Origin of the sequence: Pseudoblastomonas marina, assembly GCF_034374265.1 — a bacterium.
Lineage (GTDB): Bacteria > Pseudomonadota > Alphaproteobacteria > Sphingomonadales > Sphingomonadaceae > Alteriqipengyuania_A > Alteriqipengyuania_A marina.
On sequence record NZ_CP139718.1, the window covers coordinates 981,250 to 1,001,513 of the forward strand.

A 20,264-nucleotide genomic window follows, 5' to 3' on the forward strand; every position below is an offset into this window, starting at 1 on the left:
CGTGCCTGACATGGACCTCGATCGCTCACCGCTCGCCCGCCCCTTTCCCGACCTGCCGCCGATCGACGGGGCGACGCCGCGCGTGGCGCGGGCGCGCTACAAGGAATGGGATCGCTGCGACCTGACGCTGGTCGAGTTCGCCGAGGGCACCGCGGTCGCCGGCCTGTTCACGAAAAGCGCCTGCGCCTCGCCCGAAGTCGAAGCCGGTCGCGTGCAAATCGGAGGCGGTCGGGCGCGTGCGCTCGTGGTCAATGCCGGGAACTCGAACGCCTTCACCGGCGCAGCGGGGCGCGAGGCGGTCGAACAGATCCAGGCGCAAGTGGCCGAGGGACTCGGCTGCGAAGCGCACGAAGTCTTCGTTTCCTCGACCGGCGTGATCGGCGTGCCACTACCCAAGGACAAGGCGCGCGCCGGCGTCGATGCTGCCCTCGCCGCCGAGCCATGTGACTGGTTGGAGCTCGCGCGCGCGATCGGCACCACCGACACCTTCGAAAAGGGCGCGCACGCCAGCGCCTTCATCGGCGACACGGAGGTGAGGCTGATCGGCGTGATCAAGGGCAGTGGCATGATCGCGCCCGACATGGCGACGATGCTTGGCTATGTCGTGACCGATGCGGCGATCGAGCCTGCACTGCTCCGGGAATTGCTGTCCGAAGCCAACGGGCCGAGCTTCGGTAGTATCACCGTCGATAGCGACACGTCGACCAGCGACACCGTGCTCGCCTTCGGCACCGGCACGGCGGGCAATGCCCCGCTCGTCGACCACGACAGCCCAGGTGCCGACGCCTTCGCCAGTGCGCTCGCCGATCTCTGCGACCAATTGGCCAAGCTCGTGGTGCGCGACGGCGAAGGCGCGACCAAGTTCATCGAGATCCGGGTCTCGGGCGCGCAATCGGACGACAGCGCGCATCGCGTTGCGATGAGCATCGCCAATTCGCCACTGGTGAAGACCGCAATCGCGGGGCAGGACGCCAATTGGGGTCGCGTGGTGATGGCGGTCGGCAAGGCGGGCGAACCGGCCGACCGCGACCGTCTCTCGATCCGCTTCGGCGGGGTCGAAGTCGCGCGCGAGGGCCGTGCGGTCGAAGATTTCGACGAAGCGCCGGTCGCCCAGCATCTCAAGGGTGAGGAGATCGTCGTCGAGGCCGACCTGGGCATCGGTTCCGGCCGCGCGCGGGTCTACACCTGCGATCTCACCCACGGCTATATCTCGATCAACGCGGATTATCGTTCGTGAGCGATCGCCTGACCGAGCAGGTTCGCGCGGTGATGGAAGATGCCTCGCGGCGCGCGATCATGCCGCGCTACCGGTCGCTGTCCGCGGGCGAGATTGAAAACAAGGCCACCGACGATGTCGTGACCGTCGCCGACCATGAGAGCGAGGCGATTCTCACCGAAGGTCTGGCAAAGATCCTGCCCGAGGCAAACGTGGTCGGTGAGGAAGCCGCCGAGGACGATCCGGCGATCATGGACCGGCTCGGCCTAGGGCTGTGCTGGATCGTCGATCCGCTCGACGGGACCAACAATTTCGCGGCCGGGAAGCCGCCCTTTGGCGTGCTGGTCGCGCTGGCCGATGGCGGGGAGACCATCGCCGGCTGGATCTACGATTGCCAATCGGACCGGTTCTGCCACGCAGGCCGAGGCAAAGGCGCCTTTGTCGATGGAGACCGCGTAACGGCGAGGACCAGCGAGCAATCCCCGCCGGTCGCCGCGATTTCGACGATCTTCCTCGATGCGGCCGAGCGCAAGGCAGTGCGCGAGCATATCGCGCCGCATTACCGGCTGGTCGACATCCCGCGCTGCGCCGCCGAACAGTATCCGCGGCTCGCACTGGGCGAGAACGACGTGTCGCTGTTCAACCGGACGCTGCCGTGGGATCACGCTGCGGGCGCGTTGTGGCTCGAAGAGGCAGGCGGAAAGGTCGCGCGGCTCGACGGGAGCGAATATCGCCCCGACGACTGGCAGCGCGCCGGTCTGATCGGCGCGGCTTCGCACGAATTGTGGAATGAACTGGCGGAGCGGGTCGCCGCGATGGGCTGAGCCCGCTCAGCCGGAAACAATCAGAGTTCGCTTTCGAGCCAGCTCTGGAGCTGCGACTTGGGCGCCGCGCCGAGCTTCTGCGCGACCGGTTCGCCATTCTTGAACAGTACCATCAGCGGGATCGACTGGACGCCGAATTTCTGCGGCACCTCGGTGCTTTCCATGATGTCCATCTTGGCGATCGTCACCTTGTCGGCCAGCTCTTCGGAAATTTCCTCGAGCGCGGGGGCGATCATCTTGCAGGGGCCGCACCATTCGGCCCAGAAATCGACCAGCACGGGCTTGTCGCTCTCGAGGACCTTGGACTGGAAATCGGCATCGGTGACGGCGGTGGTGGACATGGGAGCTCCTTATCAGTTGTCACGCTATCTAGGGCGTGGACGATGTTACGCAACCACGCGCGCGGCGGTCACCCCTCGCTACGATCCGACCGCGCCCGCGGTCCTTCGGATTCGAGCAACTCGGGCGGGAGCGCGAGCAGGCGCGGCGCGTGGGTGTAGAGGACCGCCGCCGCCACGCTCCGCCCCGGATAGATCGCGCGCAGGCTGGCGGCGTAGGCGGCCATCTGGCGCAGGGTTGCGGGCGGCATTTCGGCGAGGTTTTCCGGCGGTCGCCTCGTCGTCTTGAAATCGACCACGAGAACGCGATCGTCCTCGATCAACAGCCGGTCGATAGTCCCCGCGATCACCGCTTCGCCCACGGTCGCCGCGATCGGAACCTCCGCCAGCGCGTGCGGACCGAAAAGCTCAGACCAATTCGGATCGTCTAGGACTTTCAAGCTACTGGCGACGATTTCTTGGTGTATTTCGAGATCGATATCGGACGCCTGGGTCGCGAGCCAGGTCAGCGCCCGGTGCTCGCGTTCGGCCGGGTCGACATCGGGCAGGCGTTCGAGCAGGCGGTGGATCAGCGTCCCCCGACGCGCGGCCGGTCCGGCCTCGCCGGGCGGGAGCGGCGGGTCCGGGGCCTCTTCCTCGCCGAGCGAGGATGGCGCGAGCGGCCGCGGCGGTCGCGGCTCGGGTCCGACCGGGCGCGCGAGCCAGTCGGGTAGGGCGATTGATTCGCTGGCCGAGGCATGCGTGGCGGCATGCGGCTCTCCGGGTCCGCCGATCACGTTGACCGGAATTCCTCGTCGCCCCTCGACCCACCCATCGGGGTCGAACAGCGGTTCGAGCCGTGCGTACCAACTGTCCCCGTGCGGCGCCTTTTCGCGCGCGCCGAGCGAGCCGGTGACGAACAGCGCTTCCTCGGCGCGGGTCATGCCGACATAGAGCAGCCGCCAGTGCTCGCGCAGCATCTCGGCATCGGCCTCGGCTTTTGCCTCGGCGAGAGGCCCGGCCCGCTGGTCGGCGGGAATCGCGGGCATGGGCAGCTCGGGCGCATCCTCCCGACCCGGCCCGGTCTCGGCCAGCGCCAGTGCATTCCCGCGCGAGTTTTTCGGATTGTCGGCGGCGTCGGCGAGGATCACGATCGGCGCCTGGAGCCCCTTCGAACCGTGCACGGTCATCACGCGGACCTGCTCGCCCGCCTTGCCCGCCTCGCGCTTCAATTCCCCCTCGCCCGCGTCGAGCCAGTGGAGGAACCCGGTGAGGCTCGGCACCTGCGACACCGCATAGGCGTGCGCGGCATTGAGCAATTCGTCGATCGGGTCGTTGGCCTCGCGTCCCAATCGCGCGACGAGACGCCGCCGTGCCTGCCACGGACCGGTGAGAAGCCAGTGGAGGAGGCGTTGGGGCGGTTCGAAATCGGCGCGTTCGAGCAGGCCGCGCATGTGGTCGCGCAGTGCGAGCACTTCGGAATGCGAGGAGGCGCGCAAATGCTCCCACAGCCGGATGTTGCGCTCGCGATAGCCGTGTTGGAGCAATTGCTCCTGCGACCAGCCCACCAGCGGCGAGACCAGCAGCGCGGCGAGGTTTAGGTCGTCCAATGGCTGCGCGGCGAAGCGCAGCGCCGCGAGCAGGTCCTGCACCGCGAGCGGATCACCAAGCCGCAGGCGGTCGACGCCCGCGACCGGCACGCCCTCCTGGTGCAGCCGCGCGACGATCAGCCCGGCGAGGTCCTTGCGCCGGCGCACCAGCACCATGACGTCGCCCGGCCCGGCATTGCGCGATCCGCCCTTGTGTAGTGGGAAGCCCTTGTCGAGCATGTCCTTGACCTGCTGCGCGATCCGCGTGGCGAGCCGGCGGTCGGTCGGCTGGATCCAGTCGCCGCCTTCGGCATCGGGACCCTCGCTTGCCTCTTCGCCCTCGTCGAAACCGACCGGGCGCCACAGGCCGATCGTGCCGGGGCGCTCCTCGCCCTCGTGCGGCTCGACATCCTGCGGCCGCAGCCCGATCTGCTCGGGCCCGATCGCGGCGATCGCGCGATCGACGAAATCGAGAATCGGCCTGGCGGTGCGGAAGGAGCGTCCGAGCCCGAGTTCCTGAAGTCCGCGCGGCCCAGCGCTCTCGTTCGCGCGGGCATTGGCCTGCTGCCACGCATCGCGATAGCGCGCCATGCGTTCGCGGACGAGATCCCGCGCCCTGCGGAAATTCTCCGGGCTGGTACCCTGGAAGCCGAAGATCGCCTGCTTGTAGTCTCCGACGACGAACAGCGTGCGGGTTTCGAGCCCGTGCAAGCCCTCGCCGGTCCAGAATTCCTGCGCCAGCCCCTCGAGGATGATCTTCCATTGTGCGGCATTGGTGTCCTGCGCCTCGTCGACGAGGATGTGGTCGAACCGGCGGTCGAGCTTGAAGCGGATCCAGTCGGCGACGTCTGCGCGGGTGAGCAATTTCGCGGCGAGGCGGATCTGGTCGTCGAAATCGATCAGTCCTTCGCGCAGTTTCGCTTCTTCCCATGCCAGCGCATATTCGCGGCCGAGCTCGAGCGCCGGAGCGAGCCAGTCGGCAAGTTCAAGGAGCCGCAACGCGCCTTCGACCCGTTCGAGCGCCTCGACCATGTCGTCGATTGCCGGGCCATAGGTGTCATCGACCTTGAGAATGTTGGCGAGGCGTGCCGGTTTTCCCTCCTTGGTCAGTACCGTACCGCGGAAAGATTCGAGTGTTTCGAGCCGAATGGCCGGCTCTGCCCCGAGCCACGCGGCGATGGCGTCAGCCCCCGCGAGGCCGGTCTTGGTGTTCCACGCTCGTAGGATCGCCTCGCAATGGCGCAGTTGCCCGACGGGAAAGCTGTCGTCGGCGCAGAGTTCCGCCAGCGTTTCACGCGACGCGTCGGACGGTAGCCCGAGCAACGCGAGCAGCCGGGGGCGCAGCGGCGGGACGAACCCCCGCGTTCCGTGCCAGGCTTCGTGCGCCTTGGCGCAGCGCCGCAGGAACCATTCCGCCCCGTCCGGCCCGAACCTCAGCGACAGCGCGGCGAGCGCGTCGAGCACCTTGCTATCGTTCCGTTTCTCGGCATCGAGCAGCATGTCGGCGAGCACTTCGCGCGCGAGCAGGTCCGCCTCGCGTTCCTCCATCGCGCGAAGGCCCGGTTGCAGCCCGGCCTCGTGCGGGAACGCCGACAGCAGCCAGGTCGAGAAGGCGTGGATCGTATCGATCCGCAGGCCCCCGCCGGGGCAGTCGAGCACCGCGGCGAAGCGCGTACGCGCGCGGGCGATCGTTTCCCGTCCGACATCGGCGCCGATATCGGCCAGCTCCTTCGCCAATTTCGTCTCTTCGAGCCGGACCCAGCGTGCGAGCACGCCGTTGACGCGCTCGGCCATTTCGGCAGCGCCCGCCTTGGTGAAGGTCAGGCACAGGATTTCGGACGGCGACACATCGGGTTCGAGCAACAATCGCAGCACGCGCGCGGAGAGGACCTGCGTCTTCCCCGTGCCCGCCGATGCGCCGAGCCACACGGTGTCGCGCGGATCGACAGCTTCGGCCTGCGCATCGGCCAGCCTGAATATCTTCGCGCTCACGCCCCGTCCTCCGGCGCGGCGATCCATTCCTCGAGCCGCATCAGCTGGTCGTAATCGTTATACCCCTCGTAATCGGGGTTCTCGCGCGCGGTGAAGGGCGCGTCGCCGGTGATGAATTTCGCGATACCTTTGCGCAGGAAGTCTTCGGTCCGATCGAGGAATTCATCGCGCGGAATCCCGCGTTTCCCGCGAGGCCCCGGATGCGGGGTTTCGACATAGCCGAAATTTCCGTCACGTGCGCGGGCGAGTGACCAATATTCGAACTTTTCGGGCGTTCCGCGCACGCCCTTGAACGCGCCCTCGCGCGCCATCAGCCCGATCAGCCCGAGCTGGAGCGCGAAGCCGTGCTCGACCTGCGCCTTCGAGGGCGGGCTACCGGTCTTGTAATCGAGGATCGCGAGACTGCCGTCTTCGAGACGATCGATCCGGTCGGCGCGCCCCTTGAGCACCGCACCGGCGATCGGGATCTCGCCATCGACCTCCCATGCGATCGGCACGCGCCCCTCCTCGGCGAACTCCTCGGTATGCTTCACCACCCAGTCGAGAGCCTGTTGGAGCCGAGGCCACCACAGGTGCCGCACCAGCGGGTGGCCCGACATCCTCGCGAGTTCGTCGGCTGCAAGAACGTGGAGCTCGCCCTCGCCCTTGTGCCAGCGTTCGAGGATGTCGTGCACCGCGGTGCCCTTCCACGCGGCGGAAGGTTCGGCGTCGAGCGGATCGAGCGCCTTGAGGCGCAGGATTTCGGAAGCATAGAACTGGTAGGGATCGCCCAGCAGCCGGTCGAGCGCGGTCACGCGAACCTTGACCTGCCGCTGCTCGGCCGACGGCCTTGGCGCAGGTCGCGCGGCCGCGTCTCCGCGTTCGGCATCGTCGATCGCCCGCGCCAGCGTCACGGCGTCGTGATCGCGGTGCTTGTCGGCCAGCGTTTCGCCCATCAGCGCCTCGACCCGCAGCACGAAGCGCGAGGGGATCACCGGCCCGCTCGCGTCGCGGCGGGCGTGGCTAAGAATCACCTCGGGCGCCCCGAGCGCGGCGGAAAGGTCGTGTGCGGAAAGCCCGATCCGGAACTCGCCATCGGGCACGCCGAGCGCGCGCATGATCGCAGGTGGTAGCAGCGCATCGGGCGCCGGTGCGGCGGGCCAGGAGCCTTCGTGCATCGCGCCGCAGATAACGAGCTCCGCACGGCTCATCCGGCTTTCGAGCAGCCCGTAGATGGAGACGCGCGGATGGCCGCCCCAGGGCGGGCGCACCGCGACGCGCTCCATCGCCTCGCGCAGGATCGACGGGAGTTCGCGGGGCTCGAGCGCGGTCGGGACGGCACGAGCCTGCTCGCGCAATTCCTCGAGGAAGGCGGACAGCGCGCGGCCTTCCGCCCCGCCCCACAACCCGACCGAGCCGAGTGCTTCGCTGGTTTCGGCAAGCAGGTCGAGCGCCGCATCGAGCGCGATCTCCTCGCGCGGTTCGAACAACGGGGCGAGCAGGGCCTCGACCTCGCCCCACCAATCGCCGAGCCTATTCTTCTCCGCCACCGCGCGCAGGGGTGCGAGACCCGGTGCCGGGCGCGGCCCGCGCAATTCTCGATCGAACCGGCGCGCATTCTCGAGCCAGCGGGCGCGATCACCTTCGCGCATGACCAGCGGGTGCTGCAACAGCGCGGAAAGCGCGATCGGCCCGCCCTCGCCGCCCATCAGCTCGGCCGCGAGCAGGAACAGACGCCCGGGCGCAGTCTGCGGCAGCGGTGTACCCGCGGTGTCGTCGGCCTCGATATGCCAGCGGCGCAGGTGCGCGACCACGCGCGACGCCAATCCGCGATCGGGGGTTACCAGCGCGACGCGTTTCTCCGGCGTTTCGAGCGCCTCGCGAATCCGGATCGCAATTGCCTGCGCCTCTTCCTCGGGATTGGCGCTCTCCATCAGCGTCACACCGGCAAGCCGGCGCTGTTCGATATCGAGCCCGGCCCAGCGCGCCGAGGGCCCCGGCGGAAGGAACAGGTTCGAGATCGCGGTGCTGCGATCGGGGCGCGCGGCCGCGATCCCCGCGCGGTGCCACGGCTGGACCTCGGCGCGGTTCACGCCCATCCGGTTGAGCAGCAATTTCAGGTGATATTGCGGATGGGTCAGCGCATCGGCGCGCCCGATCGGCGGTCCGCCCGCCTCTTCGGACTGGCCGGCGAGCCCGAGATCGGCCCACACTTCGTCATCGAGCGAGAAGTCGAGATCGGGCAGGATCACCGCGCCGTTTTCGAGCTCGCTGACCGTCCGCAGCAGCTTCGCCAGCGAGGGCGAGGCGCTGGTGACCCCCGCAGCAACAATGGCCTCGGTTGGCGGGTTTTCCCTCCAGCGCCTGGCGGCATGCTCGAACAGGCGATTGCGCCGGGTGGGCGCATCGACCTCGCCGCGCTCGTCGAGCAGGGCGAGCCAGTGCGCCTGGATCGTCGCGAACAGACGGGTCGAATCCTGCCAGTGGTTGGCGAGCTCGGGAAAAAGGGAGAGCACGCGCTCCTCGAACAGCTCTCCGGGCGCGATTCCCTCGACCAGCAGGCGATCCATCGTGCCTGCGATTTCGCGCGCCTGCCGCAGCCGCGATGCGGCGAGCAACCGGTCGTCCTTGGCGTAATACGGGTCATGATCCTTGAGCAGCCGCGCCAGTTCGAGCCAGCGGCGCGTCGGATCGACCGCGGGCGGGATCGCGGCGCTATCCTCGCCGATCGGATCGAGCAGCGGGCCGAGCGTCTCGTCGAGATCGAGGTCGCCGACCACCGCCATGCGCGGCAATAGCAGCCCGCCGTCGGAAGCGCGCACGAAGGCCTCGGTCACCGTCCGAGCTGCGCGGCGACTGGGCAGGAGCAAGGTCAGCTTGGCGAGGCCGAAGCGGTCGTCGCGATAGCGCGGGATCAATCCGGCGGCGAGCGCATCGGCGAAACCGCGATGCGCGGCGATCGAGTAGACTTGCGGGCGTCCGCTCCCCACCCGCGCCTCAGCGTTCCGCGAGCGCGGCTTCGGTGGGCGCGATCGCCTCGGGCGTGCCGACCTCGAACCACTCGCCGGTGTGGACGAGCCCGTGCAAACGGCCTTCCGCGATCGCGCGTTCCCACAGCAGATTGGTCGAGAACTTGCCCGCGGGCGCATCGCGCAGCAGGCGGTGCGAGACGAGCTGGATCCCGGTGAAGATATAGGGCGCGACCCGCCCCGGCTCGCGCCGCGTGATGCGGCCCAGTGGGTCGAGGTAGAAATCGCCCTCGCCGCGGTAATTGCGCGCATTGTGGTGTCGCACCATCAACAGCAGCGCATCCATCTCGTCGGGATCCCAGCCCCGGCTCAGCTCGGTGAACACGTCGCGAGGGCCGTCGAGCCAGATATTGTCGCTGTTGAGGCAGAAGAACGGATCGGGAAGCCGGTCCTGCGCGCGGATCATCCCGCCGCCGGTCTCGAGCAGCTCTTCCCGTTCGTCCGAGATCTCGACCGCGGGAATCTTCCGCGTCCTCACATGCGCTTCGAGCGCGTCGGCAAGGTAGTGGACGTTGACCACCGCCCTGGCGATCCCGGCATCGGCGAGCTCGTCGAGCGTGTGATCGATCAGGTGGCGTCCCGCCACTTTCACCAGCGGCTTCGGCTGGGTGGCGGTCAGCGGTCGCATGCGCTTGCCGAATCCTGCCGCCATCACCATCGCGCAATCGCTCGCGAGTTCGCTCATGCCTCGAAACTCCCGCCGCCGTTTTCGCGCAATTCGCGCGGGATATTGGCGTCGAACCAGCGGGCCACCGGGGCCAGCGATGGATGCCCCAGGTCCCGCTCGAGCAAGTCCCACACCCGCGGGATCAGGTCGAGATAGCGGGCCTTCCCGTCGCGTTTCCACAGGCGGGTGAAGATGCCGACGATCTTGGCATTCCGCTGCGCACCGAGCCGTGCATAGTCGGCTTCAAACTCGGCGCCCGGTTCGGCCTTGGCAAGGTAGTAGTCGAGCATCTCGCGCTCGAGTTCGGGCGCGACGTCGCGGCGCGCATCCTGCAGCAGCGAGACGACGTCGTAGGCCTTGTGCCCGACCAGAGCGTCCTGGAAATCGAGCAGGCCCTGCCTCGTCAGTGCCCCGAGCAGCATGATGTTCTCGGCATGGTAATCGCGCAGCACGGTCACGGCCCCGCCATCTTCGGCACGCTGGTTGCGCAGCACCGGCAGCAACGCCTCCTGCCAAGCGTCGATATAGCCGTCGGCATCGACTTCCAGCCCCTGCGCCGGGCAGTACCATTCGGTGAACAAGCGTACTTCGCGGGCATATTCCGCCCAGGAGTAATCGGGAAACGGTCCGGCGGGCTTCTTGTGCAGCTCGACCAGCGCGTCGATCGCGCCGCGATAGGTATCGGCTTCATCCTGCGGCCATTCGTCGAGGTAGTCGCGCATCCGCGCGGCCCCGAAATCCTCGAGCAAGACGAAGCCGCTGGCGTCGTCCTCGGCATGGATTTCGGGCGCGCGCAGGCCCTGTTCGCGCAACCAGCGATCGGCACGGACGAAAGGACGGATATCCTCGTTGGGCGGCGGCGCGTGCATCAGCAGCGCACTGTCATCGCCACGGGTCAGCCGCCAGTATCGGCGAAACGAGGCATCGCCGGTCAGCGCTTCGGCGCGCGCGCTGCCCCATCCGGCATCGGCAAGGAAAGTGTCGGCGCCGTCTGGCAGGTCGTTCATGGCATGCGTCCCTGCCAGCCCGCGCCGCCTTCGACAATGGCGAAACGGGTACCCTCATCCTTTTCGAGACGGATCGAAAGACAGCCCGCCTCGTGATCGAAGCCACCCGCCCGATCGGGCCATTCGGCCAGCAATGCAGCGTCCTCGCGATACTCGTCGAGACCGATCTCCTCGAGCTCGGCGGGGTCTTCGAGCCGATAGAAATCGGCGTGGACGATCGGCGGATCGAGCGTGTCGTATGCCTCGATGATGGTGAAGCTAGGCGACGGTACCTCGCCGCGATGGCCTGCCGCTTCGATCACCGCCCGCGCGAGCGTCGTCTTGCCCGCTCCGAGATCGCCCGACAGCGCGACGGCGTCCCCGGCCCGCAACCGGGCTGCGATGTCGCGTCCCAAAACGGCGACTGCTGCGAGATCGGGCAGTTCGCGGCGCATTTCAGGCAATATCGATCAGCGCCGCGGTGCCCTGCCCTTCTTCGGACATGACCTCGAGCCGGCCGCCATGCGCCTCTACGATCCGCTTCGCGAGGGGAAGGCCGTAATTGACGCGCCTCTCGACCGTCTTTCCGTCGGCGCTGACCATCAGCCCGTCGAGCGCGCGGGCGATCTGGAGTGCGTCCATACCCATCCCGTCATCCGAGATCACGATCCGCACACCGTCCCCGCGGGCGAGCAGCTTGACGAGAATCCGCCCGCCATCGGGCAGCGCGTTGATCGCATTGTCGAGGATATGCCCGATCGCCCGCGCAAGGCGGCGCTCGTCGCCCCGGATGCGGGTTTCTTCTTCGCCGGTCCGCAGTTCGAGCCTGATCCCCCTGGCGTCGATCTTCTCGCGCCGCGAATCGATGATCGCCTGGAGGAACGGCTCGAGTACGATCGATTCCTTGACCAGCGGGAGCATGCCCGCCTCGCTCTGCGACAGGTCGAGCACGTTCTCGACCTGCTCGACCGAATCGAGGATCGCCCGCAGATAGGCCATGCCGTCTTCGGTCAGCTCGCCACCGAGCCCGGTCTCGAGCAGCTCGGCAAAGCCGCGCATCGAGGTCAGCGGGGTCCGGAATTCGTAGCTCATATTCGCAAGGAAGCGCGTTTTCATCGCGTCGGCCTCGACCAGCGCGGCATTGCGCGCGCGAAGCGCCTCCTCGGCCTTCTGCGCATCGGTGATATCGAGCACGGTCAGCAGCCCGTTCCCGTCGGGCAACGGGACCCCGGCGAATTCGAGAATGCGGCCATCGGACAGGCTCACTCGCCCGACACCCTGCGAGCGGTCGAGCGTTGCGGCGCGTACGACGTCGCCGATCTGCCCGGCTTCCTCGCCCTCGCGCAGGCTCTTCTGGATATGGGTCAGCAGGTCGTCGATCCGCGGATGCTGGTCGAGGAACTCTTCTTCGAGATCCCAATCCGCCATGAAGCGGCGGTTCCAGAGCTGGAGGCGACCGTCGGGCCGGAACACCGCGATCGATTCGAACAGGCTGTCGAAGGTCGCGGTCCGGGTGCGGAGCAGCGTGTCCTGCGACGCCGATAGCTTGAGCTGCTCGGTCCGGTCTTCGGCCAGCAGCAGCAAGCCGCCATCGGGATCAGGCTGGGCGAAGATTCGCAGATGGGTGCCGTTGGGCAGCGTCCAGCTTTCCTCGTTGGTCTCGTTCGAGGTGAACCATTCCTCGCGCTCGGTCCGCCAGGCGGGAAAATCTCGCACCTGCGGAACCCGGTTCTGGTCGCGGGCGATATCGAGCCAGCGATTGAAGCTTGGCCGCTCGCGCATCTGCTCGAAACTGATGCCGAAACTGCGCTGGAACGGCCGGTTGGCGAAGATCAGCTGGCGGTTCGAATCGAACTGGGCGACGCCGGCGGATAGCTTGTCGAGCATGTTGCGCTGCGCCGTCCGGAACGCCTTGAAGCTACGCGCGAGCTCTTCCATGTCCTCGACATCGATCGCGTAGCCCGCAATCCCTTCCTCGCCCAGCGGGAGGTCGGATACGCGCAGCGCGCGGCGCTGGCCGTTGATCGTCGAGGTCACCATCCGCTCGATCGGCTGGCGCTGCTGGCCCGCCTCGCGCGCGACCTGGGCCGCACCCAGCCCGTTGACCGGTTCGATAAGCTCGATTTGCTCGGCCACCACCTCTTCGGCATCGCGCGCGCCGACGGCGGCAACGTAAGCACTGTTGACCAGCCGGATCTTGCCCTGCTCGGTGCGGAACCACATCGGCATGGGTGCCGCTTCGAGCAGGCCGACGAGCGCAGCGAAATCGCCCTGCGCGCGCTTGGCCTCGGCCCGCAGGCGCGCCAGCTCGCTCTCGCTGTCGGAGAAATCGAACACCCAGACCAGCGCGGCGCCGCCGGGCGAGACCTGCGGATCGGCCAGGTGGCCGCGCAGCGAAAGACTGCGCGACGAGCCGCGCGGAGTGATCATCATGCGGAACGGGGCAGCCGTCTTCTGCGTGCGACGGACGTTCTTCTGCAGCGTTTCGACCTGCTGGTGCGTGAGGCCGCTTTCTCCCTCGGCCAGCTCGCTGAGATAGGTCGGCATCCGGTCGAGCCCGAACCAGCCGGCGAGCCGGGCCGAAGCCTCGATCCTGCCATCCGAACGGACCAGCAGCGGAAGCGCCGGCGATTCGTCGAGCATCCGCTGCATGCGCTTCAATCCGGTGCGCATGTCGCGCGCCTGGCCGGTCGCCCGGCTCGCCAGGTAGATCGCCGCGAGCGCGGCCAGCGTCCACCCGCCGAGCACGACCCCGATCAGCGCCAGTGTGGTAGGCGAAAATTCCATTCCCCGTGAGCTATGACGGCTCGCGCGCGGACGCAACTTCGATGAACAAAGAAACGGGGCGCTCCGTCGCCGGAACGCCCCGTTCTTGTCGAATCCCGTCGCTTAGTAGCGGTAGTGTTCGGGCTTGAACGGCCCGTCGACCGGCACGCCGATATAGTCGGCCTGCTTCTGGCTCAGCTTGGTCAACTGCACGCCGAGCTTGTCGAGGTGGAGCGCGGCGACCTTCTCGTCGAGATGCTTGGGCAGCACGTAGACGTCGTTCTCGTACTGATCGTCGTTCTTCCACAGCTCGATCTGCGCCAGCACCTGATTGGTGAACGAGCAGCTCATCACGAAACTGGGGTGACCGGTGGCGCAGGCGAGGTTCACGAGGCGGCCCTTGGCCAGAACGATGATTTCCTTGCCGTCGGGAAACTTGACCAGGTCGGTGCCGGGCTTCAGCTCGGTCCACTCGTAGTTGTCGAGCGCGCCGATCTGGATCTCGCTGTCGAAGTGGCCGATGTTGCAGACGATGCTCATCGGCTTCATCGCCTTCATGTGCTCGGCGGTGATGACGTCTTCATTGCCCGTGGTCGTCACGAAGATATCGGCGCGCTTGACGCCTTCTTCCATGGTCACGACCTCGAACCCGTCCATCGCCGCCTGCAGCGCGCAGATCGGATCGATTTCGGTGACGAGCACGCGCGCGCCGCCATTGCGGAGCGACTGCGCCGAGCCCTTGCCGACATCGCCGAAGCCGGCGACCAGCGCGACCTTGCCCGAGAGCATGACGTCGGTCGCGCGACGGATCGCGTCGACCAGCGATTCGCGGCAACCGTAGAGGTTGTCGAACTTCGACTTGGTCACGCTATCGTTGACGTTGATCGCCGGGAACGGGAGCTTGCCCTTCTTCGCCAGCGAATAGAGGCGGTGGACGCCGGTGGTGGTCTCTTCGGAGACGCCCTTAATGTTCTTTACCGACTGGGTGAGATAGCCCGGCTTCTTCTTGAGGAATTCCTTGAGAGCGCGCTGCATCTCGATTTCTTCGGCGTTCTGCGGCGCAGGCATTTCCTCGCCCGCCTCGATGCGCGCGCCCCACAGCGCGAACATCGTCGCATCGCCGCCATCGTCGAGGATGATGTTCGCCGTCTGGTCGGCATCGTCCTCGGTCGACCAGTCGAAGATCTTGCCGACGTAATCCCAATATTCGGCCAGCGTCTCGCCCTTCACGGCGAAGACCGGGATGTCCTGGTCGGCCATCGCTGCGGCGGCGTGATCCTGCGTCGAATAGATGTTGCAGGTCGCCCAGCGAACTTCCGCGCCCAACGCGCGCAGAGTCTCGATCAGCACCGCGGTCTGGATCGTCATGTGAAGCGATCCGGTGATGCGCGCGCCCTTCAATGGCTGCGCGTCGCCATATTCCTCGCGGATGGCCATGAGGCCGGGCATTTCGGTTTCGGCGATGCGGATTTCCTGGTGGCCGTATCCGGCCAGCCCGATATCCTTGATGACGTAATCCTTGGCAGCAGCCACGGTATTCTCCTGAAACTTGCGTGATACGCGCCGTTCCAGGCCGTCGAATGCAGACAAACCAAGGGCGGCGCAGGGACCGGCGCCGCCCTTAGCCTCTCCCCCGGCGCGAAGCAAATATAAAGATGTCTTTATATGAGCCCCGACCGAAGTATCGCCTAGCGCCTAGCGTAGGTGGCGGACCCGCCTCGGCCGTCGGCCAGGAGGTCCCGCGAGGCGGCGATGAGAGCCGCGTTGTCTCCCTGCGCCAGATCGGACGCGAGACGCTTCAATTGCGCGCAATCGAGGAACGGGTGCCCCTGGCCGTAGGTATTGGCCATCTGCACGCTCAGCCGATCGAGCTGGCGCTTGGCTCCGCGCTTGCCGTGGCGGCTCTCGAGCTCGCGTTGCATCGAGCGGCTCGCGGCGTTCAGCCGGTCGATATGGCGCGCGCTGAAATCGCGGTAGTCCTGCTGGAAATCGTCCACCGTCGTGCGACAGCGCAGCGACGTGACCATCAGCATGATGCCGAGTTCGCGCACCCGTTCGTGCGACGCATCCTGCGCCGTTGCAGGCATTGCCGACAGCAGTCCCGCTGCCGCCAGGCCCAAGCCCAGCCCTTTGATATATTTCATGTCATTCCCTCCAAGCAGCCCCAAACTGCTGAACGGAGAGTCGACGTTCAAACTTTCGAAAACCATCCCAAGGGCGGTAAAGCGAAATTAACCATGGCGGGCCCGTGTCAGGACCCTATATCGCCTCCATACGTTCCCGGGTTCGCACCTCAATTTCAGGACATGACGATATGACGATTTCCGTTGGCGACAAGCTTCCCGACATCCAGCTGGTCAAGGCGACCCCCGATGGCCCGCAACCGGTCCAGAGCGGCGACTACTTCGCCGGCAAGACCGTCGCGCTGTTCTCGGTCCCCGGGGCCTTCACCCCGACCTGCTCGGCGCGTCACCTGCCAGGTTATGTCGAGAAAGCCGAGGAACTGAAGGCCAAGGGCATCGACGAAATTGCCTGTACCGCAGTAAACGATGCGTTCGTCATGGGCGCATGGCAGCAGGCCGGCGACGCGTCGGCGGTGACGATGCTGGCGGACGGCAATGGCGATTTCGCGCAGGCAACCGGGCTCAGTCAGGACAGTTCGGCCTTCGGCATGGGCAAGCGGGGCCAGCGCTATTCGATGATCGTCGAGGACGGCGTGGTAAAGGAACTCAACGTCGAAGAGCCGGGCGATTTCAGCGTGTCGAGCGCCGATCACATGCTCGGCCAACTCCAAGGCTGATCCCTACCGGAATGGATTGGGGCTATCTGGCGACCAAGGCGCTCGTATCGGGTGTCCTGATCGCGCTGGCCTCCGAAATCTCACGTCGCAACCCGGGCGTCGGCGGGCTGATCGCCTCGCTGCCGCTGGTCAGCACGCTCGCGCTCGTCTGGCTGTGGCGCGATACCGGCGACAAGGGACAGGTCGCCGACCTCGCGATTGCCAGTACGCTATACGTAATCGGTTCGCTGCCCGCCTTCCTCGCGATTGCGCTGATGTTGCGCAACGGGGTAGCCTTCATCCCGACGCTGCTGGCCGGAATTGCGGTCGGCTTCGCCGGCTACTGGTCGATCGGGCGTATCGGCGGCGCGTTGGGTTGGCCGGTCTAGCCGTACCCCATCAATCGCAGCACTTCCTCGCGGCTGCGCGGATCGTCGAGGAAGGTGCCCATCATCCGGCTGGTGACCATGCCCACGCCCGGGGTGCGAACGCCGCGCGCGGTCATGCAGCTGTGCTGCGCGTCGATCACCACCGCCACCCCCTGCGGCTGGAGGTTCTCCCAGATGCAGTCCGCAACTTCCGCCGTAAGCCTTTCCTGCACCTGCAGGCGCCGCGCGAAGCCGTGGAGCACGCGGGCAAGCTTGGAAATGCCGACGACCCGATCATTGGGCAGGTAGGCAATCGCCGCCTTGCCGATGATCGGTGCCATGTGGTGCTCGCAATGCGACTGGAACGGAATGTCCTTCAGTAGGACGATCTCGTTGTAACCGCCGACTTCCTCGAACACCCGGCTCAGGTGGACGGCCGGGTCCTCGGTATAGCCGATGCAGTATTCCTTCCACGCGCGAGCGACGCGCGCGGGCGTATCGAGCAGGCCCTCGCGGGTCGGATCGTCGCCGGTCCATTCGATCAGCGTACGGATGGCGTCCTGCACGTGATCCGGCACCGGCGGCTTGCCGCGGGGGTCGTCCTCATCGGGGCCGACGATACTGCTCATGCGAATTATCCTCTGATCTTGAACCATGCACGCGCGAGCGGGGACGCATCGCGGAAAAGCCCGCCTTTGGCAAACGGTTCGAACATGTCGTCCGGCCGTTCGGGATCGAGCAGTTCTGAACCGGCCAGCGTCTCCTCGATCTCGCCCTTTTCGGGCGGCTCGTAGGACCGCAGCTGGCGCGACGCACGCGTGCCGTAATCGGCGATGAAGGCCTTCATCGATCCGGTGCGCGCGAGTTGCTCGAGCGCCGCGGCTTCGGTCATACCGGTATGCTCGGCCAGCAGCGAGACCCGCACGTCGCGAATTTCATCGCCGAGATGCGCATTGGCAGGACGGGTCTTGTCGATGAAAAGGTCGGTCTCGCTGTCGAGGCCCATCGAGCGATTGTTGAGGTTGGCCGAACCGATCCGCAGGATCTCGTCGTCGAAAATCGCAATCTTGGCGTGGACGTAGATCGGCGTTTCGCCGGTATAGGGGACGTAGATCCCGAACCGGTCCTTGTCATCGATCTCTCGCAGCGAATGGACGAGGCAATCACGCGCGTGGTCCATCGCCTGCGCTTCAAGCCAGCCTTCGGCGGTGGTCGGGTGGACGATGACGATTTCGGGCGGATCGTCCTCCTTCAGGCGCTCGGCGATCGCATCGGTGATCTTGCGCGAAGTCAGGTACTGGTTCTCGAAATAGATCAACTTCTTCGCCCCCGCGATCTGGCGGAGCATGAGCGTCTCGATCTCGCAGATCTGGCTCAATTCCTCGTATTCGGCACGCGTCCGCGCGATGCCGATCTCGACGTCCTCGAACTGCGCGTCGAGATCGTCGGGCCAGGGCGATTCTTCGCTCTCGACCGGTTCGAGCTCATCGCCGCCCGCGTTCCGCCACCGCTGGCGGCCGAGCTCTCCGAGGCACCTGGCGATATCGCCCTCGAGCATCATCGTCGCATCGTGCCACGGGCAGTAGGAGGTCCCGCGCGGCGTGGTGCGATCTTCGTCGTCCTCGCGATGGTCGCGCGTGTCCCAGCGCTCACTGGTCATGTCGATCCCGCCGCACACGGCGACGCGATCGTCGAGGATCGCGATCTTCTGATGATGCGAGCACCCGATCGGGTGGCGGGTATCGAACTTGAAGTCGATCGCGCGCTTGGGCCACATTCGCATCACGTCCCACAGCATGCCGGGTCGCGCGAGAAACTGGACCCACCCGACACTCCATTTGAGGATCAGCAATTCGAGCCCGTCGCGATGGCGCGCGAGCCACAGCAGGAAACTGCCGAGGCGCCGGGGGAAGCCCGCATCCTTGAAGCGCTCGTACCAACGGCGACCGGCGGCGAGGTGGATCCTCGTGTCGAAATCCCATCCCACCAACAGGATTCGCTTCTGCGCCTTCAGCATCGCCTGCTGCATCCGCGCGAAATAATCCTCCGCATCGACGATCATGGTCGCGCGCGAGGCCTTGGCATAGCGCCAGACCCCGGGCTCGACCGACCGGTCGAAAGCCTCATCGCCAACGGGTTTCGTGCCCTCCCCGGTCATCGGCCTATTCCTTGGCGTCTTCCTTCTTCTCTGGAGTCACCTCGGCCTCGGACTTCTCTTCGCGCTTGCGCCGTTCGAACACCTTTTCCATGTGCTCGACGTCCTCTTCGGTCAGGTGCTCGGCGAAGTCGGGAAAGTGATCCTCTTCTTCCTCGTCGATGTGGTGGCGGTAGTCGTGGTCGAGCTGCTTGAACTTGGTCAGCCACGCGCTCGAGCTCATGTCAGTCGCGGCAAGGTCGTTGAGCGCTTCCTCGATCTCGTGATGCTCGGCGACCGAATGACGCGTTTCGTCGGTGGTCGGGGGCTTGCGCAGCATGGTCGAATAGAGCGCCTGCTCCTCTGCTGCGGCATGGCCCTTCACCTCCTTGGTGAACTCTTCGAGCAGGCTCTTGCGTTCGTCGCTGTCGCCGTGGGTTTCGCCCAGCTTGTCGAGCAACTCCCGATGGCGTTCGTGGTCTTGCTTGAGGCGGGCGAAAATATCTTGCGTGGCCATGTCGGCTCCCTTTGCAAACAATCTTGCCAACAGAACAGGGAATCAGGCCAAGCGGTTCCGCAACAATTGGATTTGGTGGGAGCGCGGATCGGTGCGACCGATCACCGGCGAGAAATCACAAGAGATCCGCGGGGCACCAATTTGCCTTCCAGGGACCCAGAACCACAGAAGGCCACCCTCCCGTCGGAGGATGGCCTTTTGTGGCGCGCCCGGAAGGATTCGAACCTCCGGCCACCTGATTCGTAGTCAGGTACTCTATCCAGCTGAGCTACGGGCGCGCATTGGAGGGGGCCTAATAGGGGCGGGTTCCCGGCATTGCAAGCGGCTTATCCGCCCTTTTTGAGCCACGCCGCCAAAGGCACGTCGAGCGGCGGCATCGAGAGGGAATCGAGTGCGTCGCGAGCGATCCAGCGCACCGCCTGTCCATCGCAAGGCACGATTTCGCCGCGCCAGCGGCGGCAAGTGTAAAGAAGTACGACATAGGGCGAACGGTGTTCGATTCGCTGGTCCGGATCGCTGGCAAAGGCGCCCACCATGCAGTCGACCGGGTCGACCTCGATCGACAACTCCTCGGCCAGTTCGCGAACCAGTGCCCCCTCGGGCGTTTCGCCCATTTCCACCTTTCCGCCGGGAAATTCCCACAAGCCGGCATGCCGATGTCCGGGCGGGCATTGCTGGACGAGAATTTCGCCGTTTCGGGAAATAAGAGCGGCAGCCGATACTATCGTTAATGTCGGATTACTTTGCAAAAATGGTCCCGCCATAAAGAATTCGTTAGCCCTTATCGGTCAATACACCAGAAGCCGTGACCAACAGGGATGACATGATGACCGGAAAGCAATTTCTCCAGGCCATGCTGCGCGACCAGCGCGGCGCGACCTCGGTCGAATACGGACTCATCATCGCCATGATCTTCCTTGGCCTGGTCGGCGTCGCAACCGGCCTCGCGGACGAGAATTCGCAGATGTGGAACACCGTGTCGAACGATATCTCGACCGCCACCGCGCAGGCGAACTCGGTTTAGGAAATTATCAACTAATCGGGGCTACCCCCGAAATTACTCAACACGCGGCATTTTGGGTGAGCCGGGTAGAGTGACTG

At 66.0% G+C, this 20,264-nt stretch carries 18 protein-coding genes and 1 tRNA gene; 5 read left to right on the forward strand and 14 right to left on the reverse strand.

Features of this window, described 5'->3' with window-relative positions; all coding sequences use genetic code 11:
* The first annotated feature begins 10 nt into the window (after window positions 1-10).
* Both argJ and T8S45_RS04760 read left to right on the forward strand, forming a co-directional pair.
* Window positions 11-1,237 carry a bifunctional glutamate N-acetyltransferase/amino-acid acetyltransferase ArgJ gene (argJ, locus tag T8S45_RS04755; RefSeq protein WP_322294862.1) on the forward strand — a complete coding sequence of 409 codons (1,227 nt, stop codon included), beginning with the start codon at window positions 11-13 and terminating at the stop codon, window positions 1,235-1,237.
* 32 nt (window positions 1,238-1,269) lie between these two features.
* A complete protein-coding gene (locus T8S45_RS04760; protein WP_322295191.1) occupies window positions 1,270-2,040 on the forward strand; it encodes an inositol monophosphatase family protein in 771 nt (256 codons plus the stop codon).
* 20 nt (window positions 2,041-2,060) lie between these two features.
* On the opposite strand, the gene trxA is transcribed toward T8S45_RS04760, so the two are convergent.
* From trxA to T8S45_RS04805, 9 genes are all read right to left on the reverse strand, one after another.
* A complete protein-coding gene (gene trxA, locus T8S45_RS04765; RefSeq protein WP_188641875.1) occupies window positions 2,061-2,381 on the reverse strand; it encodes a thioredoxin in 321 nt (106 codons plus the stop codon).
* 68 nt (window positions 2,382-2,449) lie between these two features.
* Window positions 2,450-5,965, reverse strand: coding sequence for a double-strand break repair helicase AddA (gene addA, locus T8S45_RS04770; protein WP_407654927.1), 3,516 nt, complete (start codon window positions 5,963-5,965; stop codon window positions 2,450-2,452).
* Entirely contained in the window at window positions 5,935-8,907 is a 2,973-nt protein-coding gene (locus T8S45_RS04775) for a PD-(D/E)XK nuclease family protein (RefSeq protein ID WP_322294864.1), read from the reverse strand. The genes addA and T8S45_RS04775 overlap by 31 nt, the downstream gene beginning before the upstream one ends.
* Window positions 8,908-8,914: 7 nt before the next feature.
* Window positions 8,915-9,631 carry a nucleotidyltransferase family protein gene (locus T8S45_RS04780; protein ID WP_322294865.1) on the reverse strand — a complete coding sequence of 239 codons (717 nt, stop codon included), beginning with the start codon at window positions 9,629-9,631 and terminating at the stop codon, window positions 8,915-8,917.
* Entirely contained in the window at window positions 9,628-10,620 is a 993-nt protein-coding gene (locus T8S45_RS04785) for an aminoglycoside phosphotransferase family protein (RefSeq protein ID WP_322294866.1), read from the reverse strand. Before T8S45_RS04785 ends, T8S45_RS04780 begins: the two co-directional genes overlap by 4 nt.
* Window positions 10,617-11,054: a tRNA (adenosine(37)-N6)-threonylcarbamoyltransferase complex ATPase subunit type 1 TsaE gene (gene tsaE, locus T8S45_RS04790; protein WP_322294867.1), complete on the reverse strand. Its 438-nt coding sequence runs from the start codon at window positions 11,052-11,054 to the stop codon at window positions 10,617-10,619. Before tsaE ends, T8S45_RS04785 begins: the two co-directional genes overlap by 4 nt.
* Window position 11,055: 1 nt before the next feature.
* On the reverse strand, window positions 11,056-13,386 hold the full coding sequence (locus T8S45_RS04795) for a PAS domain-containing sensor histidine kinase (RefSeq protein WP_322294868.1): 2,331 nt from the start codon (window positions 13,384-13,386) through the stop codon (window positions 11,056-11,058).
* 102 nt (window positions 13,387-13,488) lie between these two features.
* Window positions 13,489-14,898, reverse strand: a complete 1,410-nt coding sequence (gene ahcY / locus T8S45_RS04800) for an adenosylhomocysteinase (RefSeq protein ID WP_188641882.1) — start codon at window positions 14,896-14,898, stop codon at window positions 13,489-13,491.
* Between the two features lie 155 nt (window positions 14,899-15,053).
* Window positions 15,054-15,509, reverse strand: a complete 456-nt coding sequence (locus tag T8S45_RS04805) for an S-adenosyl-L-homocysteine hydrolase (protein ID WP_322294869.1) — start codon at window positions 15,507-15,509, stop codon at window positions 15,054-15,056.
* Between the two features lie 170 nt (window positions 15,510-15,679).
* Here T8S45_RS04805 and T8S45_RS04810 point away from each other — a divergent pair, with 170 nt between their 5' ends.
* Both T8S45_RS04810 and T8S45_RS04815 read left to right on the forward strand, forming a co-directional pair.
* Entirely contained in the window at window positions 15,680-16,165 is a 486-nt protein-coding gene (locus T8S45_RS04810; RefSeq protein WP_188641884.1) for a peroxiredoxin, read from the forward strand.
* A gap of 11 nt (window positions 16,166-16,176) precedes the next feature.
* Window positions 16,177-16,533: a DUF3147 family protein gene (locus T8S45_RS04815; RefSeq protein WP_322294870.1), complete on the forward strand. Its 357-nt coding sequence runs from the start codon at window positions 16,177-16,179 to the stop codon at window positions 16,531-16,533.
* Here the strand turns inward: T8S45_RS04815 and folE are convergent.
* From folE to T8S45_RS04840, 5 genes are all read right to left on the reverse strand, one after another.
* Window positions 16,530-17,141 (reverse strand): GTP cyclohydrolase I FolE, encoded by a 612-nt coding sequence (folE, locus tag T8S45_RS04820; RefSeq protein WP_188641886.1) that lies wholly within the window; start codon window positions 17,139-17,141, stop codon window positions 16,530-16,532. The two genes, T8S45_RS04815 and folE, sit on opposite strands and share 4 nt — an antisense overlap.
* 5 nt (window positions 17,142-17,146) lie before the next feature.
* The gene (locus T8S45_RS04825) at window positions 17,147-18,670 is read right to left on the reverse strand and encodes a phospholipase D-like domain-containing protein (protein WP_322294871.1); all 1,524 of its coding nucleotides are present in this window, start codon (window positions 18,668-18,670) and stop codon (window positions 17,147-17,149) included.
* Between the two features lie 4 nt (window positions 18,671-18,674).
* Window positions 18,675-19,163, reverse strand: coding sequence for a hemerythrin domain-containing protein (locus T8S45_RS04830; RefSeq protein WP_188641888.1), 489 nt, complete (start codon window positions 19,161-19,163; stop codon window positions 18,675-18,677).
* Between the two features lie 201 nt (window positions 19,164-19,364).
* Window positions 19,365-19,441 (reverse strand) — tRNA-Arg (locus T8S45_RS04835).
* Window positions 19,442-19,489: 48 nt separating this feature from the next.
* Entirely contained in the window at window positions 19,490-19,927 is a 438-nt protein-coding gene (locus T8S45_RS04840) for a (deoxy)nucleoside triphosphate pyrophosphohydrolase (protein ID WP_322294872.1), read from the reverse strand.
* Between the two features lie 41 nt (window positions 19,928-19,968).
* Here T8S45_RS04840 and T8S45_RS04845 point away from each other — a divergent pair, with 41 nt between their 5' ends.
* The gene (locus tag T8S45_RS04845; RefSeq protein WP_188641890.1) at window positions 19,969-20,187 is read left to right on the forward strand and encodes a Flp family type IVb pilin; all 219 of its coding nucleotides are present in this window, start codon (window positions 19,969-19,971) and stop codon (window positions 20,185-20,187) included.
* Window positions 20,188-20,264 lie beyond the last annotated feature (77 nt).